We start from the raw sequence: 18381 nt of genomic DNA, 5'->3' as shown, positions 1-18381 counted from the left end.
CGCTACTTCGACCGGGTATGGCGGCCCGAACAACTGCCGGCGGCGCTGCTGGGCGCCATGCGGGTGCTGACCGACCCCGTCGAGACGGGAACAGCGACCGTGTCGATTCCGCAGGACGTCCAGGCGGAGGCCCATGACTGGCCGGTGTCGCTGTTCGCCGAGCGGACCTGGCACGTCGCACGCCCCCTGCCCGAGCGATCGGTGATCGCCCGGGCGGCCGAGGTGATCGCATCGGCAGCCAAGCCGCTGATCATCGCCGGCGGTGGTGTGCACTACTCCGTTGCCGAAGAAGCCCTGGCCGCGCTGGCCACCCGGACCGGCATCCCGGTCGGCGAGAGTCAGGCCGGCAAGGGCTCGCTGCCCTACGACCACCCGCAGTCGGTGGGCGCCATCGGTTCCACGGGCACCACGGCGGCCAACACCCTGGCGGCCGAGGCCGATGTCGTGATCGGGATCGGTACCCGCTACAGCGATTTCACCTCGGCGTCGCGGACCGCGTTCAACAACCCCGACGTCCGGTTCGTCAACATCAACGTCGCGTCGCTGGACTCGGTCAAGCAGGGTGGCATCAGCGTCGTCGCCGACGCCCGCGAGGCCTTGGAAGCTCTGGACGTCACTCTGGGCGGGTACGCGGTCAGCGACGAATACCGTTCTCGGGTTGGCGAACTGGCTACGGAGTGGGACGATACCGTCACTCGCGCCTATCAGGTCGACGCCACCGAAGACGGCACCCAGCTGAATCAGAACCAGGTGATCGGACTGGTGAACACCCTGTCGGATCCCCGCGACGTGGTGGTGTGCGCAGCCGGGTCCATGCCCGGTGATCTGCACAAGATGTGGCGCACCCGCGACCGCAAGGGCTATCACGTCGAATACGGCTACTCGTGCATGGGATACGAGATCGCCGGCGGCATCGGCGTGCGGATGGCCGCACCCGATCGCGACGTGTTCATCATGGTCGGCGACGGCTCGTACCTGATGATGGCCACCGAACTGGTGACCGCCGTCCAGGAGGGCGTCAAGGTGATTCCCGTTCTGGTGCAGAATCATGGATTCGCTTCCATCGGCGGGCTTTCCGAGTCCCTGGGCTCGCAGCGCTTTGGCACGTCGTACCGGTACCGCGGCGCCGACGGCCGACTCGACGGGGACAAGCTGCCGATCGACCTGGCGGCCAACGCGGCCAGCCTGGGCGCCGACGTCATCAAGGTGGCCACCGCCGCCGAGTTCGCCGATGCGGTCAAGGTGGCCAAGGCCTCCGACCGCACCACCGTGATCCACGTGGAGACCGATCCGCTGATCTACGCCCCCGACAGCCACTCCTGGTGGGACGTACCGGTGAGCCAGGAATCCACGTTGGACTCCACCCAGCAGGCCCACCAGCGCTACGCGGACTGGAAGAAGGTCCAGCGTCCCCTGATCAATCCGTCCGACCGCTAGTAGAGGAGCACCATGCCGTCAATTCTCGTTGGGTCCGCCCCCGACTCGTGGGGCGTGTGGTTTCCCGACGACCCGAATCAGACGCCCTACACCCGCTTCCTCGACGAGGTGGCCGCCTCCGGCTATCAGTGGATCGAGCTCGGCCCGTACGGCTATCTGCCCACCGACCCCGAGAAGCTGCTCGACGAACTCGGCTCCCGCAACCTGAAGCTCTCGGCCGGCACGGTGTTCGAGCACCTGCACCAGTCCGGGACGCGTGGGGATGACGCGTGGAACTCGGTGTGGAAGCAGATCGAGGATGTCGCGAAACTGACTGCGGCCGTTGGCGGTAAGCACGTGGTGGTCATCCCGGAGATGTGGCGCGACCCCTCCACCGGCGCGGTGCTCGAGGACCGCAACCTCACCGCCGAACAGTGGCGCCAGAAGACGCAGGGCATGAACGAACTGGGCCGGGCCATGTACGAGAAGTACGGCGTGCGTGCGCAATACCATCCGCACGCCGACAGCCACGTCGACACCGAGGAGAACGTCTACCGGTTCCTGGACGGCACCGATGGCGAATTCGTGAACCTGTGCCTGGACACCGGCCACATCTCCTACTGCGGCGGCGACAACATCGCGATCATTCGTCGGGCGCCCGAGCGCATCGGCTATCTGCACCTCAAGCAGGTCGACCCCGAGGTGCGGGCCAAGGTCGAGGCCGAGGACCTGCCGTTCGGCGAGGCCGTCAAGCTGGGTGCCATGATCGAACCCCCGCTCGGCATCCCGGAGATGCCGCCACTGCTCGCCGAGATCGAGAAGCTCGGTATCGATGTGTTCGCGATCGTCGAGCAGGACATGTACCCGTGCGAGGTCGATGCCCCCCTGCCCATCGCCAAGCGCACCCGCAGCTATCTGGGTTCGTGTGGCATCCCGGCAGTCACGTTCTGACGAATCAGAGGAGCTGAACACAATGTCCGATTTGCGTATCGCCGTCCTGGGCGTCGGCATGATGGGCGCCGATCACGTCGCACGCATCAATTCACGCATCTCCGGGGCCCGGGTGGCCGTCGTCAACGACTACCTCGCCGAGAAGGCCGAGCAGATCGCCGCAGGCATTCCCGGGTGCCGGGCGATCGCGGACCCGCTGGACGCCATCGCCGACCCCGACGTCGATGCGGTGCTGTTGGCCACCCCCGGCCCCACGCACGAGAAGCAACTGCTGGCCTGCCTCGAGCACGGCAAACCGGTGCTGTGCGAGAAGCCGCTGACCACCGACGTGGAGACCTCCCTCGAGGTGGTGCGCCGCGAGGCCGAACTCGGAAAGCGGTTGATCCAGGTGGGTTTCATGCGCCGGTTCGATCACGAGTACGCCCAACTGAAGTCGTTGATCGACAGCGGCGAGCTTGGCCATCCGCTGGTGCTGCACTGTGTGCACCGCAATCCGTCGGTCCCGCCGCACTTCGACAGCGCGATGACGGTGAAGGACTCGCTGGTGCACGAGGTCGACGTCACCCGGTTCCTCCTCGGCGAGGAGATCACCTCGATCCAGGTCATCACCCCGACACCGAACTCGCTTGCCGCCGAAGGCCTTTCCGACCCACAGATCGCCATTTTCAAGACCGCTTCGGGCCGGCACGTCGATGTCGAGCTGTTCGTCACCACCGGGGTGGCCTACGAGGTGCGCACCGAACTGGTGGCCGAGCGGGGGTCGGCGTTCATCGGTCTGGACGTCGGGCTGGTCGCCAAGCGCGCCCCGGGCGTGTGGGGCGGCACCATCACCCCGAGCTTCAAGGAGCGGTTCGGCCAGGCCTACGACACCGAGATCCAGTGCTGGGTCGACGCGATAGCAACTGGTGCCGGCAAGGGCGATTACACAGACGGTCCGACGGCCTGGGACGGCTATGCCGCGGCCGCGGTCTGCGAGGCCGGCGTGCAATCGCTGCACTCGGGCCTGCCGGTCGAGGTGTCCATGGCCGCGCGCGACTCGATCCAGGGAGCGTGACCATGAAGATCGCGCTGGATCCCACACCGTTCCACCACGACTACGAGTTGCTCGAATTCCCGCAACTGGTGGCCGATCTGGGCTACGAGTACCTGCAACTCACCCCGCACCGCGACTTCATCCCGTTCTTCAACCATCCCCGCGCCGACGACGATCTGGTGGCCAGGTTCCGCAAGGCCTGCGCCGACGCGGGGGTCGGGATCGCCTCGGTGCTGCCGGTGCTGCGCTGGTCGGGTCCCGACGAGGACGCCCGCGAGGCCGCGGTGCGCTACTGGAAGCGCGTCATCCAGATCACCGTGGACCTGGGCGTCAACGTCATCAACACCGAGTTCTCGGGGCGACCCGAACGCGCCGAGGAGTCCGAACGGTGCTTCTTCCGGTCCATGGAGGAACTCGTGCCGATCTTCGAGCGTGAAGGCATCGACGTCCGGATCGACCCGCACCCAGACGACTTCGTCGAGGACGGACTGGAAGCCGTCCGCATCATCCGCGGCGTGAACTCGCCCAACATCGGCATGGTGTACGTCGCCTGCCACACGTTCCATATGGGCGCCAACACGGGAACTGACATGCTGGACATCATGCGGGCCGCCGGGGACAAACTGCGCCTGGTGCACGTCGCCGACACCATGGACCACCACCGCAGCCACGGCCTGCGCTACATCACCAACCCGCCGGGCAACCCCGTGCGCGTCCACCAGCACCTCAAGATCGGCGACGGCGACGTCGACTGGGACCAGTTCTTCTCCGGCCTTGCCGAGATCGGCTTCTACGACCGCCCCGACACCGTGATGGTCTCGAGCGTGTTCGCCGAGGATGAGAACGCCCACGAAGTCTCCCGCTACCAATTGGCCACCATGTCCGACTACGTCAAGAAATATGGAAAGTGAAATGACGAACACCATCAGCCACTGGCTCAACAACACTGCCTTCCAAGGGGATTCGGGTGTCACGGCACCGGTGACCAACCCGGCCACCGGACAGGTCACCGGCCAGGTCGCCCTGGCCTCGGTCGAGGACGCCCGCACCGTGATCGACGCGGCGGCCGCAGCGTTCCCGGCCTGGCGGGACACCTCGCTGACCAAGCGGACCCAGATACTGTTCCGGTTCCGTGAGCTGCTCAACGAACGCAAGGGCGAACTGGCCGAGATCATCACCAGCGAGCACGGCAAGGTGGTGTCCGACGCCCTCGGCGAGGTCAGCCGCGGCCAGGAGGTCGTCGAATTCGCCTGCGGCATACCGCATCTGCTCAAGGGTGGCTTCACCGAGAACGCCTCGACCAACGTCGACGTCTACTCCATCCGCCAGCCCCTCGGCGTCGTCGGCATCATCTCCCCGTTCAATTTCCCCGCCATGGTCCCGATGTGGTTCTTCCCCATCGCCATCGCGACCGGCAACACCGTGGTGCTCAAGCCCTCGGAGAAGGACCCGTCGGCCTCGCTGTGGCTGGCCGACCTGTGGGCCGAGGCGGGCCTGCCCGCCGGCGTGTTCAACGTCCTGCAGGGCGACAAGACCGCGGTCGACGAACTGCTGGTCAACCCGAAGGTGAAGTCGGTATCCTTCGTCGGCTCCACCCCGATCGCGCAGTACGTCTACGCCACCGGCACCGCCCACGACAAGCGTGTCCAGGCCCTCGGCGGCGCCAAGAACCACGCTGTGATCCTGCCGGATGCCGACCTCGACCTGGCCGCCGACGCCATGATCAACGCCGGCTTCGGATCCGCGGGCGAACGCTGCATGGCCATCAGCGCGGCCGTGGCCGTCGGCCCCATCGCCGACGAGCTGGTAGCCAAAATCAGCGACCGGGCGCGCGCCATCCGCACCGGCGACGGCACCAAGGACGCCGACATGGGCCCGCTGGTCACCAAGGCCCACCGCGACAAGGTCGCCGCCTACATCGACGCCGGTGAGTCCGACGGGGCGAAGGTCGTGGTCGACGGGCGCGCTGTGCAGGCGGACGGTGGCCAGGATGGCTTCTGGCTGGGCCCGACCCTGCTCGACAACGTCACGCCGGAGATGAGCGTCTACACCGACGAGATCTTCGGGCCCGTCCTGTCGGTGGTCCGCGTCGAAACCTATGACGAGGCAATGGAACTGATCAACGCCAACCCCTACGGCAACGGGACCGCCATCTTCACCAACGACGGCGGCGCCGCCCGACGGTTCCAGAACGAGGTCCAGGTCGGAATGGTCGGCATCAACGTGCCCATCCCGGTCCCGATGGCGTACTACAGCTTCGGCGGCTGGAAGGCCTCGCTGTTCGGCGACAGCCACGCCCACGGCATGGACGGTGTGCAGTTCTTCACCCGCCAGAAGGCCATCACCGCGCGCTGGCTGGATCCATCGCACGGCGGCATCAACCTCGGCTTCCCGCAGAACGGCTGACGCCTGAATCCGTCCGCGAGCGGGCGTGTCGGCCCGCCGACACGCCGCTGCGGTCGGACTTCTGTGCACGCTCGCCGCAGGGATCAGAGCAGCGCCCGCAGCGCGACGTCGGCCGCCCCGGCAGGTGGATCGTCGAGATCGGCGATGAACGCCGCCACCTTCGTCCCTGGCGCGCCGACGAGTTTCCGCCACGCCTCGAGGTTCGCGTGCCGGATGCCAGGTGTTTCCTCGGCGGGCGCCAGCCGGGCGATCGCATCGGCCAGCTGATCGTCGGTCATCATGAATTCTGCTGTGCCAGAGGAATATCCGAGCGCCTCCGCCAGCAGGACCGCCGAGAGTCCATGACTGCCACCCGGTTTGTTCACATGCGGGAACACCCACGAGCCGTCCACCAGGTGCCCGACGGCGAACGCGACCGGCGCCCGCCATCCGTCGATGCGTTCACCGCGAGTGCGCGCGATCTCCTTCAGACCCGCCGTGGTGGTCCAGTCGTCCGTCATGAGCAAGGATGCTAGCCATGTCGAACGCGGCCCTGAGCCTGGTGATCCTCGCGGTGACGGTCGTGTTGTTCATCTGGAACCGGTTGCCCGTCGAGGTTGTCGCGCTGGGCTGCGCGCTGACCCTGCTGTTCACCGGCCTGATCGACACCAGCACGGTGTTCAGTGGTTTCGGCGACTCCGTCATCGTGTTCATCGCGGCGCTGTTCGTGGTGAGCGAAGGGCTGGACGCCACCGGGGTGACCGCGTGGATCAGCACCCGGCTGTCGCGCCTCAGCGGCACCACGTATCGGCGCGCCCTGCCGACCGTGATGGCGCTCGGGGCCGTCGTCAGCGCCGTGATCACCGTCAACGGGGCCGCGGCGGCGCTGCTGCCGGTGACCATCGCCGTCGCCCGCCGCGCCGGGCTGGCACCGTCGCGGGTGTTGATCCCCCTGGCGTTCGCGTGCAGCGCCGGCGCGCTGCTGACCCTGACCGGCAGCCCGGTCAACGTCATCATCAACGACGCCTCCAAGACGGCAGGCGCCGGCGGCTTCGGTTTCTTCGAGTTCGCACTCATCGGCATCCCTCTGACCATCGCGACCGTCGGCATCTGCGCGCTGCTCGGCGAACGGCTGTTGCCCCGGCGCACCCCGACGGACGCCCCAGCCGATCTGACCGACTATCGACGGACCCTGGCCGACCACTGGACCACCGACTACCTGCTCTGGCGCGTGACAGTGCCGGACGACTCGTCGTCGAGCGGCGCCCCGGCCGGCGAGCTGGTCGCCGAAGCCGGCCTGATACTCGTCGCGGGACAAACCGACTCGGGCCGGGTGACGTCGTCGACCCACGCTCTGAACCCCGGCGACAGCCTCGTCGTCGAGGGCGCCGAGCCGCAGGTGCGGGCGTTCGCGGAAGCAAATCTCCTGTCGGCCAGCAGGATCACCCGGATCGGTCACGACAACCTCATCAACCGGGGATCAGGTGCCGCCGAGGTCGTCATACCGCCCAGGTCGGAATGGGTGGGCAGGCGCGTCTTCCCGGGGATGCTCTCCCCCGGCGGCATCTCCGTGCTGTCGGTCCGCCGGCACAACGCCGACCGTGGCGCGCGGACCACCGACCTCGAACCCGGTGACATGCTGCTCGTCCAGGGCCCGTGGGCGGCCATCGACGGACTCGACCAGCACGACCTGCTGGTGGTCGAGTCGACCGAGGCCGTGCGCCGCCAGACCGTCGCGCTGGGCCCGAAGGCTCTGTGGGCCATCGGCATTCTGGTCGCGATGGTGACCGTGCTCGCGTCCGGCCTCGTGGTCCCGGCCGTGGCCGCAATCCTGGCCGCCGGCGCGATGGTAGTGACGGGTGCGGTCAGTCTGGAACGCTGCTACCGGGCCATCCCCTGGCAGACCCTCATCCTGATCGCCGGCCTGATCCCGCTGTCGTCGGCAATCACGTCCACCGGGGCCGCCGAACTGGTCGCCCGCCCGATCGTCGACGTCGCCCATGGTTCCCATCCGGTGGTGATCCTGGTCATCCTGTTCGTCCTGACGGCCGCGCTGGGACAGTTCATCTCGAACGTCGCCACGGTTCTCGTCGTCATCCCGATCGCCCTCACCATCGCCGCCGACACCGGCATCTCGGTGCAGCCGGTGCTGATGACGGTGTGCGTGGCCGGGGCGGCCGCGCTGCTCACACCGATCGCCACTCCGGCGAACCTGATCGTGATGAACCCCGGCGGGTACCGGTTCGGCGACTACTGGCGGCTCGGCCTGGTTGTCATGATCTGCTGGATGATGTTGGCGCTGTTGTTGATTCCGCTCTTCTGGCCGCTGCACGGGTGAGCATCCCGGCTTCCGTCTCGAGGCGACGGTAACCCACGCGCCAAGCAGGACCGTGACGGCGACGGCATCGCGTGCGAGTGGTAACCCACCAGTGGCCCGCGAGCGTGCGCATTGGTACGGCGGACACCGGGGTGTCGCGTACCGACGCGCACGCTCGCGACAAAGGGTGCGCCGGCCTCAGAGGATGTAGAGCATCTCCTGGTAGGTCGGCAACGGCCAAAGGTCATCGGCCACAACACCTTCCAGGGTGTCGGCGGCCATCCGCACCGCCTCCATAGCGGGCAGCAGCACGTCGCGGGAATGGAACGCCTCGTCGGAGGCCGATTCCAGATGCGTGCTCAGACCCACCCGCAACGATGTCAGCGCCTTGGTCAGCGCCGCGATCGGGTCCGAAACCATCTCCAGCAGCGAGGTGTCCGGCTCCACCCCGGCCGCCTTGAGGGTGGCGACGTTCTGCGCCAGCTCGGTCTGGTAGCGCACCGCCGCCGGCAGGATGACCGTCGACCCGATCTCGAGGGCCAGCTTGGCCTCGACCGCGATGGTCAGCGCGTACTGCTCCATCCGGACCTCGTAGCGGCTCTCCAGCTCACGCTCGTTGAACACCCCGTACTTCTCGAACAAGGCGATGGACTCCGGCGCGATCAGTGCCGGCAGCGCGTCCAGGGTGGTCTTGAAGTTCGGCAGTCCCCGGGAGGCCGCCTCGATCTGCCAGTTGTCGGAGTATCCGTCGCCGTTGAACACCACCGCGCCGTGCTCGGTGATGATGTCGGTGAGCAGCTGCTGCACGGCCGCGTCGAAATCGGTGCCATCCTCGACCGCCTTCTCCAGGATGTTGGCCATGTAGTCCAGGGAGTCGGCCATGATCGTGTTGAGGACGATCATCGGCACGTTGATCGTCTGTCCCGAACCGGGCGCACGGAACTCGAACCTATTGCCGGTGAACGCGAACGGGCTGGTGCGGTTGCGGTCGCCCGGGTCGGTCGGCAGCACCGGCAGGGTATCGACGCCGATGATCATCGACCCCTTGCCCTTCGACGACGTCGCCGCGCCCTTGGCGATCTGCTCGAATACGTCGGCGAGCTGGTCGCCCAGGAAGATCGAGATGATGGCCGGCGGAGCCTCGTTGGCACCCAGGCGATGGTCGTTGGTGGCAGAGGCCACCGACACCCGCAGCAGGCCGGCGAACTTGTGCACGGCGCGGATGACCGCCGCGCAGAACACCAGGAACTGTGCATTCTCGTGCGGGGTGTCACCGGGCACCAGCAGCGAACCCAGATCGGCGTTGCCCACCGAGAAGTTGACGTGCTTGCCCGACCCGTTGACCCCGGCGAACGGCTTCTCGTGGAACAGGCACTCCATGCCGTGCTTCTTGGCGATCGTCCGGAACACCGTCATCAGCAGCTGCTGATGGTCCGCGGCGATATTGGCCCGCTCGAACATCGGGGCGATCTCGAACTGGCCCGGCGCAACCTCGTTGTGCCGCGTCTTGGCCGGGATGCCGAGCTTGAACAGCTCGCGCTCGGTGTCCATCATGAAGCCCAGCACCCGTTCGGGCACCGCGCCGAAGTAGTGGTCGTCGAACTCCTGGCCCTTGGGTGGCTTGGCGCCGAACAGCGTGCGACCGGCGTTGATCAGGTCCGGGCGTGCCAGGAAGAAGTGCCGGTCGACCAGGAAGTACTCCTGCTCGGGCCCGCAGAACGACACGACCTTCGCCAGATCGGTATGGCCGAACAGCTTCAGGATGCGCTCGGCATGGGCGCCCATGGCCTGCTGGCTGCGCAGCAGCGGGGTCTTGTAGTCCAGCGCCTCACCGGTCATCGACACGAAAACCGTTGGGATGCAGAGCGTGTTGCCGTTGGGGTTCTCCAGGATGTACGCCGGGCTGGTGACATCCCATCCGGTGTAGCCGCGCGCCTCGAAGGTGCTGCGCAGACCGCCCGACGGGAAGCTGGAGGCGTCCGGTTCACCCTGGATCAGGGTCTTGCCGGCGAACTCCGCCAGGGTCTGGCCATCCGACACCGGCTCGAGGAAGCTGTCGTGCTTCTCGGCGGTCAGCCCGGTCATCGGGTAGAACACGTGCGCGTAGTGGGTGGCGCCCTTGGACAACGCCCAGTCCTTCATCGCCGAGGCGACGGCGTCGGCGACCGCGGGGTCCAGCTTGGCGCCCTTCTCGATGGTCGCGACGACGGACTTGTACACCGATTTCGGCAGCCGCAGCTGCATCTCGGCCTTGGTGAAGACGTTGGATCCGAAGATCTCGCCAGGTGCCTCCCCCGGCACGAAACTGATCGCCGGCGGGACGTATCCCTCGACGTTGTTGATCGCCTGCAGCCTGACGGCGTTTCCACTCATGGGGTTCCTCGATTTTCGGTTCATGGCCTGACTTCGACCGGCCAACGGTAGAGAGCTTCGATTCCGAGAGTGTTACGTGCGCGTCACCAGCAGGAGTCGCCGCGGCCGACGGCACGCGCGAATCCGACAGCAAACTTTCGTGAGGCATCGCCAGCGCATTCGGACCGTCGGATATCGCGTGGATCACAGTTGATGCGGCGGTGTGACGGCACCTGCTGACCATGAGTGCAAAGCCCGGCAGTCGATGCGCCGCACCCGCATTTCGGTCCCTGCGTACCTCGCTCACCGGCAGGGAGGGCGCGGGGCTACGCAACTCTGTTATATGGTCTAATCTATCTGCTGGAGTCGGCTGATTGCACGGCTGGGCGAGACGGAGTCACAGACCAACGGTGCGGAGAGTGCGATGTTCAAAGTCTTGAAGAAGCTCTGGATTCCGCTCGTCATCCTCGTCGTGTTCGGCGTCGCGACGTTCCTGGTGGTCCGTGTCCGGGGGTATTTCGGCCACGACTTCAATTCGGGCACCACCTACGCGGCCAACGATGACGTCAAGCCGTTCAACCCCAAGGTCGTCACGTACGAGATCTTCGGTGTTCCCGGCGCCACCGCCGACATCAACTACCTGGATCTGGACGCCAAGCCCCAGCGCGTCGACGGCGCCACTCTGCCGTGGTCGCTGACACTGTCGACCACCGCCCCCGGCGTCATGCCCAACATCGTCGCGCAGGGTGACGGCGACACCATCAGCTGTCGCATCACCGTCGACGACGTGGTCAAGAACGAGAACAGCACCTCCGGTGTGAACGCCCAGACCTTCTGTCTGGTGAAGAACGCATGACCAACGCCGGCGACGCCGGCTCGGCGCACTCCGCAGCAGTCCTCGAACCCGTCGGGCATCGGCGCGGCGAGGGTATCCCCCGCTGGATCCGTCACCTGGCGCTCCCGATCATCCTGGGCTGGATCGCGCTCACCGTCGTGCTCAACGTGACGATCCCCCAGCTCGAGGTCGTCGGCCAGCAGCGCACCGTGTCGCAGAGTCCGCAGGACGCACCGTCGGTGATCGCGATGAAACGCATCGGCCACGTGTTCGACGAGTTCCACTCCGACAGCTCGGTCATGATCGTCCTGGAGGGTGAGCAACCGCTGGGCGACGAGGCGCACCAGTACTACGCCGAGATCGTCAAGAACCTGCTCGCCGACACCAAACACGTTGAGCACGTTCAGGATTTCTGGAGCGACCCGCTCACCGCCGCCGGCTCCCAGAGCAACGACGGAAAGGCCGCCTACGTCCAGGTGTATCTGAGCGGCAACCAGGGCGAGTCGCTGGCCAACGAATCCGTGGAAGCTGCGCAGAAGATCGTCGCCGACGTCCCGGCACCGCCCGGCGTGCGGGCCTACGTCACGGGTCCGGCCGCACTGCAGGCCGATATGCACATCGCCGGTGACCGCAGCCTCAAGCTGATCACCGCCATCACCTTCGGCGTCATCATGCTGATGCTGCTGCTGATCTACCGGTCCATCGTCACCACCCTCCTGGCCATCGCGATGGTGGGCATCGAGCTCGCGGTGGCCCGCGGCGTGGTCGCCGCGCTGGCGCACTTCGAGATCATCGGCCTGTCGACCTTCGCGGTGAACCTGCTCACGATGGTCGCGATCGCGGCCTCGACGGACTACGTCATCTTCCTGTTCGGTCGTTACCAGGAAGCCCGTGAACACGGCGAGGACCGGAATTCCGCCTACTACACGATGTTCCACGGCACCGCGCACGTCGTGCTCGGCTCGGGCCTGACCATCGCCGGCGCCACCTTCTGCCTGCACTTCACCCGGCTGCCGTATTTCCAGACCCTCGGCATCCCGATGGCCATCGGCATGCTCGTCATCATCCTCGCCGCGCTGACCCTCGGCCCGGCCGTCGTCACCGTCGCCAGCAGGCTCGGTGCCCTGGACCCGAAACGGAAGATGCGCACCCGAGGCTGGCGGCGCGTCGGCACCGTCGTGGTGCGCTGGCCCGGCCCGATCCTGATCGGAACCATCGCCCTGGCCCTCGTCGGCCTCCTGGCCATCCCGGGGTACCGGACCGACTACAACGAACGGCACTACCTGCCCGACGACATCCCGGCCAATATCGGCTACGCGGCGGCCGACCGGCACTTCTCGTCGGCGCGGCTCAACCCCGAGCTGCTGATGATCGAGACCGATCACGATATGCGTAACCCGGCCGACTTCCTCGTCATCGACAAGATCGCCAAGTCCATCTTCCGGGTGCCCGGCGTGTCCCGGGTGCAGGCCATCACCCGGCCGCTGGGGACCCCGATCGAGCACACCTCGATCCCCTTCCAGATCAGCATGCAGGGTGTCACCCAGCAGATGAACCAGAAGTACATGGACAACTCGATGGCCAACATGCTGAAGCAGGCCGACCAGATGCAGGCCACCATCGACACGATGAACAAGATGAACGGCATCACCGAGGAGATGGCCGCCACCACGCACAGCATGGTGACCAAGATGAAGAGCATGACGCTCGACATCGCCGAATTGCGGGACCACATCGCCGATTTCGACGACTTCTTCCGGCCGATGCGCAACTACTTCTACTGGGAACCGCACTGCTTCGACATCCCGGCCTGCTGGGCGATCCGGTCGATCTTCGACACCCTGGACGGCATCGACACGATGACCGATGACATCCAGCAGCTGCTCCCGGACATGGAGCGCCTGGACACCCTGATGCCGCAGATGGTCAAGCTCATGCCCCAGATGGTCGACACCATGAAGACCATGAAGACCATGATGCTGACGATGTACCAGACGCAGAACGGTATGCAGCAGCAGCTGAAAGCCATGCAGGACAATTCATCTGCCATGGGTGAGGCGTTCGACGCGTCGAAGAACGACGACTCGTTCTACCTGCCGCCCGAGGCGTTCGAGAACCCCGAATTCAAGAACGGGATGAAGCAGTTCTTGTCCCCGGACGGCAAGGCCGTGCGGTTCATCATCAGCCACGAGGGCGACCCGATGTCGCCCGAGGGCGTCGCGCTGATCGAGCCGATCCTGCACGCGGCCAAGGAAGCCATGAAGGGCACCCCACTCGAGGGCGGCAAGATCTACCTCGGCGGCACCGCGGCCACCTTCAAGGACATGCAGGAAGGCTCGAACTGGGACCTGCTGATCGCCGGAATCGCGGCCCTGGCACTGATTTTCGTCATCATGCTGATCATCACCCGGGCGGTGATCGCCTCGGCGGTGATCGTGGGCACGGTGGTCCTGTCGCTGGGGACGTCGTTCGGTCTGTCGGTGCTGTTGTGGCAGCACCTGCTGGGCCATCCACTGCACTGGATGGTGCTGGCCATGTCGGTCATCATCCTGCTGGCGGTCGGATCCGACTACAACCTGCTGTTGGTGGCGCGGTTCAAGGAGGAGATCCACGCCGGGCTCAAGACGGGCATCATCCGCGCGATGGGCGGCTCGGGCTCGGTGGTGACGTCGGCGGGCCTGGTGTTCGCGTTCACCATGGCCACCATGGCGATCAGTGATCTGCGGGTCATCGCGCAGGTCGGCACCACGATCGCGATCGGTCTGCTGTTCGACACGCTGGTGATCCGGTCGTTCATGACGCCGTCGATCGCGGCGCTGCTGGGGCGGTGGTTCTGGTGGCCGCAGTTGGTCAGTACGCACGCGGCGCAGCCGGCCCGACCGGAAGCCGAACCCGTCACCACCTGATCTGCGTCACCAGTTGTTGCTCTGCGTCACCACTTGATCTGTTCAGCGTTCTGTGCGACCGCTACTCGCACTTCTTCGCACGGATCACTGAACAGATCTGAGAGAGCAGCACTGACCGCTGAACAGATCGGAGGGTGAAGTCAGATCACCAATTCCAGATGTTCTGATCGTCCGGGTAGTTCTGGCACACGTCGGTGGTGTGCGCGGCGACGCCCTTGTTGTTGAAGAACAGCTTCGCCCAGTTGGGCCAGCGCCACGCCATGGACTCGAAGAACGCATTGGTGGCGGTGTTCTCGGAGTACTGCCGGCGGCCGGCGTAATCCAGCGAGAAGAACCAGTTGATGCGGTCGCGGGCGGCCTGCTGATCGGCGGCCGGCTTGTTCTTGTAGTCGGTCATGTAGCGCTCGAAGTAGATGGGCTCCACATCGCGGGCGGCCAGCATGATCTGCTGCGCGGTGCACGGCGTCTTGAGGATCCGGTTCGGGATCGGGTAGTCGTCGGTGGCGTCGGCGGACGCGACCCCGGGGACGGCCAGGACGCTGGCGCCGACGGCCACGGCGGCGATCGTCATCCTCATGCGCTTGCGGACCATGTTGTCACTCCTAGTTGGGAATCTCGGCGGACCCGGAATTGACGGATGCGCGTTGCAGGACCGGCAGCTGATCCGGGCAGTATGTGGCGATCGCGAGGCCGAGGAACTGCCACGTCTGCGCCTCGGTCGAATGCCGGTCGAGCTGGTTGGCGACGAAATGCTGCGACGCGTAGGCGTCGTGGTCGACCCCGCGGTTCAGGCGTTCACAGGTCAGCTTGCCGATCCACGCGTTGAAGTCGCGCTGGCCGTAGATGCCGAAGGTGTGCAGCGTGTTCTGGAAATCGGTGTCGACGTCGGCGTGCGCGGTGGCGGGGGTGATGACGGACAGTGCCAGGACGGCAGTCAGCGCAGACAACGATCGCTTCATGGAGAAGATCTTAGCTTGTCTAAGGCTGCCGTGGTGCCTCAGGCCCAGTATCGGGGCATACCCTTGATCACATGGGCCGTCGCCGCCACCCCGACCAGGACATCGACGCCGACTTCGACGAGCGTGCCGTAGCCGCTACGGGCGCCGAACGCGACGCCGCCGGCGTCACCGCCGTCATGGTGGCGTTGCAGCGCGGAGTCACCGAGATGGGGCCGGTGCGCACCGTGGCGGCGCTGTCCCGGCTGAACCAGCGGCACGGCTTCGACTGCCCGGGCTGCGCGTGGCCGGAGGAGCCCGGTGGCCGCAAGCTCGCCGAGTTCTGCGAGAACGGCGCGAAGGCAGTTGCCGAGGAGGCGACCAAACGCACCGTGACGCCCGAGTTCTTCGCCCGCCATTCGGTGGCCGAACTCGCCGCCAAGCCCGAGTACTGGTTGTCCCAGCAGGGCCGGCTGACCCATCCGATGGTGCTCGAGTCCGGCGATACGCACTACCGCCCCGTCGACTGGGACCGCGCCTACGATCTGATCGCCGAGCATCTGCAGGCGCTGGCCTCCCCGGACGAGGCGTGCTTCTACACCTCCGGACGCACCAGCAACGAGGCTGCGTTCCTGTATCAGTTGTTCGTCCGCAGCTACGGCACCAACAACCTGCCGGACTGCTCGAACATGTGTCACGAATCCTCGGGTACCGCGCTGACGGAGTCGATCGGCATCGGCAAGGGCTCGGTGACGGTGCTCGACCTCGAACATGCCGACTGCATCGTCATCGCCGGGCAGAACCCCGGCACCAACCACCCCCGAATGCTGTCGGTGCTGGAGAAGGCAAAGGCCAACGGCGCCAAGATCATTGCCGTCAATCCTCTGCCCGAGGCCGGCCTGATCCGGTTCAAGGACCCGCAGAAGGTGCACGGCGTGGTCGGCCACGGCGTGCCGATTGCCGACGAGTTCGTCCAGATCCGCATCGGCGGCGACATGGCACTGTTCGCCGGGCTGGGCCGCCTGCTGCTCGAGGCCGACGACGCCGCCCCGGGCACGGTGGTCGACCGCGCCTTCATCGACGCGCACTGCGCCGGATTCGACGAATACGAGAAACAGACGCGCGCAGTCGATCTGGACATTGTCGCGACGGCCACGGGCATCACGCGCGAACAGCTGGGCCGGGTGGCCGACATGCTGATCACCTCGCAGCGCACGGTGATGTGCTGGGCGATGGGCCTGACCCAGCAACGCCATGCCGTGGCCACCATCGGCGAAGCGACCAACCTGTTGCTGATGCGCGGCATGATCGGCAAGCCGGGCGCCGGTGTCTGCCCGGTTCGCGGGCACTCCAACGTCCAGGGCGACCGCACCATGGGCATCTGGGAGAAGATGCCCGAGCGGTTCCATGCGGCCCTCGACGCCCGCTTCGATATCCAGACACCCCGCAAGCACGGCTACGACACGGTTGACGCGATCCGCGCGATGCGCGACGGGCGGGCGTCGGTGTTCGTCGGCATGGGTGGCAACTTCGTCTCGGCGACCCCCGACACCGAAGTGACCGAGGCCGCACTGCGCAGTTGCGCGTTGACGGTGCAGATCTCCACCAAGCTCAACCGCAGCCATCTGGTGCACGGTCGCACCGCGCTCATCCTGCCGACGCTGGGTCGCACCGACCGGGACATCCAAGCCGGCGGTAAACAGCTTGTCTCCGTTGAGGATTCGATGTCGATGGTGCACCTGTCGCGCGGCCGGCTGCACCCCCCGAGCGATCAGCTGCGCAGCGAGGTCGCCATCGTGTGCCAGCTGGCCCGGCGAGTGCTCGGCACTGCCCATCCGGTGCCGTGGGAGCGGTTCTGCGCCGACTACGACGCGATCCGCGACGCCATCGCCGACGTGGTGCCGGGCTGCGCCGACTACAACAGCCGGGTCCGCCACCCCGACGGGTTCCAGCTGCCGCACCCGCCGCGCGATGCGCGCGAATTCCCCACCCACACCGGCCGGGCCAACTTCTCCGTCGAACCACTGAGCTGGGTTCCGGTGCCGCCGGGCCGGCTGGTGCTGCAGACGCTGCGCAGCCATGATCAGTACAACACCACCATCTACGGCCTCGATGACCGCTACCGCGGCGTCAAGGGCGGCCGGCGGGTGGTGTTCGTCAACCCCGACGACATCGGCGCCCTGGGGCTGGCTGCCGGCGACCGGGTGGACCTGATCTCGGAGTTCCCTGGCCCCGACGGTGACGTCGAGGAGCGGCGCGCGAAAGACTTTCTGGTGGTGCCGTATTCGACGCCGGTCGGCAACGCGGCGGCCTACTACCCCGAAACCAACCCGCTGATCCCACTGGACCACACCGCCGAAAGATCGAATACCCCGGTGTCCAAGGCGGTGGTGATCAGATTGGATCACGCATGGGCCGGGTGACCGCACGGCGGCGGGCGACGCGTCTCACCGCGGACACCGCCACCAAGCGGGCCGAGACCCTGGCCGTCGAGGAGCCCCTCGAGATCCGGCTCAACGGCACGCCGCTGACCGTCACCATGCGCACGCCGGGCGCCGATGTCGAACTGGCCCAGGGCTTCCTGCTGACCGAGGGAGTGATCGGCGACCGTGACGACGTGGCCGCCGCGCGCTACTGTTCCAGCGGCGGCGCGGACGGCTCGGGCCTCTTGCAAAACACCTACAACGTGCTCGACGTGACGCTGGCGCCCGGTGTGCCGATGCCCGAGGAGGATGTGCGGCGCAATTTCTACACCACGTCGTCGTGCGGGATCTGCGGGAAGGCATCGTTGGATGCCGTGACGACCATCAGCCGGCACTGTCCCGGAGACGACCCGACGGTCGTCGCGGCCGACACCCTGGTGGCCCTGCCCGCGCGCCTGCGCGACGCGCAGAAGGTGTTCGCCAGCACCGGCGGCCTGCACGCCGCGGGTCTGTTCACCGTCGGCGGCGACCTCATGGTGGCGCGCGAGGACATCGGGCGGCACAACGCCGTGGACAAGGTCATCGGCTGGGCGCTGGAACGCGGCCGGATCCCGCTGTCGGGGTCGGTGCTGATGGTCAGCGGACGGGCGTCGTTCGAACTGACCCAGAAGGCGGTGATGGCCGGCATCGCGATCATGGCGGCGGTGTCTGCGCCGTCGTCACTCGCGGTGGATCTGGCCACGCAGTCCGGGCTGACGTTGGTCGGCTTCTTGCGCGGGGACTCGATGAACATCTACAGCCGCAGCGACCGGGTCAAGCAATAACCGG

General features: G+C 66.6%; 14 protein-coding genes and 1 pseudogene. 11 read left to right on the top strand and 4 right to left on the bottom strand.

Going from position 1 to position 18381, the window contains the following annotated elements:
- The 5 genes from U0R18_RS11355 to U0R18_RS11335 all read left to right on the top strand — a co-directional run.
- Positions 1-1437, top strand: a 1437-nt coding sequence (locus tag U0R18_RS11355) for a thiamine pyrophosphate-dependent enzyme (RefSeq protein WP_526368250.1), incomplete at its 5' end; no start/stop codon positions are given.
- 12 nt (positions 1438-1449) lie between these two features.
- Entirely contained in the window at positions 1450-2367 is a 918-nt protein-coding gene (locus U0R18_RS11350) for a sugar phosphate isomerase/epimerase family protein (protein WP_526368249.1), read from the top strand.
- Between the two features lie 22 nt (positions 2368-2389).
- Positions 2390-3421, top strand: a complete 1032-nt coding sequence (locus U0R18_RS11345) for a Gfo/Idh/MocA family protein (protein ID WP_526368248.1) — start codon at positions 2390-2392, stop codon at positions 3419-3421.
- 2 nt (positions 3422-3423) lie between these two features.
- Positions 3424-4311: a sugar phosphate isomerase/epimerase family protein gene (locus U0R18_RS11340; RefSeq protein WP_526368247.1), complete on the top strand. Its 888-nt coding sequence runs from the start codon at positions 3424-3426 to the stop codon at positions 4309-4311.
- A 1-nt stretch (position 4312) separates the two neighbouring features.
- Positions 4313-5806, top strand: a complete 1494-nt coding sequence (locus tag U0R18_RS11335) for a CoA-acylating methylmalonate-semialdehyde dehydrogenase (RefSeq protein ID WP_526368246.1) — start codon at positions 4313-4315, stop codon at positions 5804-5806.
- Between the two features lie 83 nt (positions 5807-5889).
- Here U0R18_RS11335 and U0R18_RS11330 read toward each other — a convergent pair whose 3' ends face one another.
- A complete protein-coding gene (locus U0R18_RS11330) occupies positions 5890-6306 on the bottom strand; it encodes a hypothetical protein (protein ID WP_526368245.1) in 417 nt (138 codons plus the stop codon).
- A 17-nt stretch (positions 6307-6323) separates the two neighbouring features.
- On the opposite strand from U0R18_RS11330, the gene U0R18_RS11325 reads away from it, so the two are divergent.
- Complete coding sequence (locus U0R18_RS11325) at positions 6324-8123, top strand: SLC13 family permease (RefSeq protein ID WP_526368244.1); 1800 nt, start codon at positions 6324-6326, stop codon at positions 8121-8123.
- Between the two features lie 36 nt (positions 8124-8159).
- A pseudogene (locus tag U0R18_RS11320) lies at positions 8160-8207 on the top strand (excalibur calcium-binding domain-containing protein); the annotation flags it as partial.
- 93 nt (positions 8208-8300) lie between these two features.
- Here the strand turns inward: U0R18_RS11320 and U0R18_RS11315 are convergent.
- Positions 8301-10475, bottom strand: coding sequence for a glutamine synthetase III family protein (locus tag U0R18_RS11315; RefSeq protein ID WP_526368243.1), 2175 nt, complete (start codon positions 10473-10475; stop codon positions 8301-8303).
- A 403-nt stretch (positions 10476-10878) separates the two neighbouring features.
- On the opposite strand from U0R18_RS11315, the gene U0R18_RS11310 reads away from it, so the two are divergent.
- The gene (locus U0R18_RS11310) at positions 10879-11310 is read left to right on the top strand and encodes an MmpS family transport accessory protein (RefSeq protein ID WP_526368242.1); all 432 of its coding nucleotides are present in this window, start codon (positions 10879-10881) and stop codon (positions 11308-11310) included.
- Positions 11307-14195: an MMPL/RND family transporter gene (locus U0R18_RS11305; protein WP_526368241.1), complete on the top strand. Its 2889-nt coding sequence runs from the start codon at positions 11307-11309 to the stop codon at positions 14193-14195. The genes U0R18_RS11310 and U0R18_RS11305 overlap by 4 nt, the downstream gene beginning before the upstream one ends.
- 145 nt (positions 14196-14340) lie before the next feature.
- On the opposite strand, the gene U0R18_RS11300 is transcribed toward U0R18_RS11305, so the two are convergent.
- Together U0R18_RS11300 and U0R18_RS11295 are read right to left on the bottom strand one after the other, a co-directional pair.
- Positions 14341-14787, bottom strand: coding sequence for a DUF5078 domain-containing protein (locus U0R18_RS11300; RefSeq protein WP_526368240.1), 447 nt, complete (start codon positions 14785-14787; stop codon positions 14341-14343).
- Positions 14788-14797: 10 nt separating this feature from the next.
- Positions 14798-15154, bottom strand: a complete 357-nt coding sequence (locus U0R18_RS11295; protein WP_526368239.1) for a DUF732 domain-containing protein — start codon at positions 15152-15154, stop codon at positions 14798-14800.
- Positions 15155-15225: 71 nt separating this feature from the next.
- Between U0R18_RS11295 and U0R18_RS11290 the strand changes: the two genes are divergently transcribed.
- On the top strand, positions 15226-17553 hold the full coding sequence (locus tag U0R18_RS11290) for an FdhF/YdeP family oxidoreductase (protein WP_526368238.1): 2328 nt from the start codon (positions 15226-15228) through the stop codon (positions 17551-17553).
- The gene (gene fdhD, locus U0R18_RS11285) at positions 17541-18377 is read left to right on the top strand and encodes a formate dehydrogenase accessory sulfurtransferase FdhD (RefSeq protein WP_526368237.1); all 837 of its coding nucleotides are present in this window, start codon (positions 17541-17543) and stop codon (positions 18375-18377) included. Before U0R18_RS11290 ends, fdhD begins: the two co-directional genes overlap by 13 nt.
- Positions 18378-18381 lie beyond the last annotated feature (4 nt).

It is taken from the genome of Mycobacterium sp. (genome assembly GCF_046330795.1).
Taxonomy (GTDB): Bacteria; Actinomycetota; Actinomycetes; order Mycobacteriales; family Mycobacteriaceae; genus Mycobacterium.
This window is presented reverse-complemented; position numbering and strand designations above follow the sequence as displayed.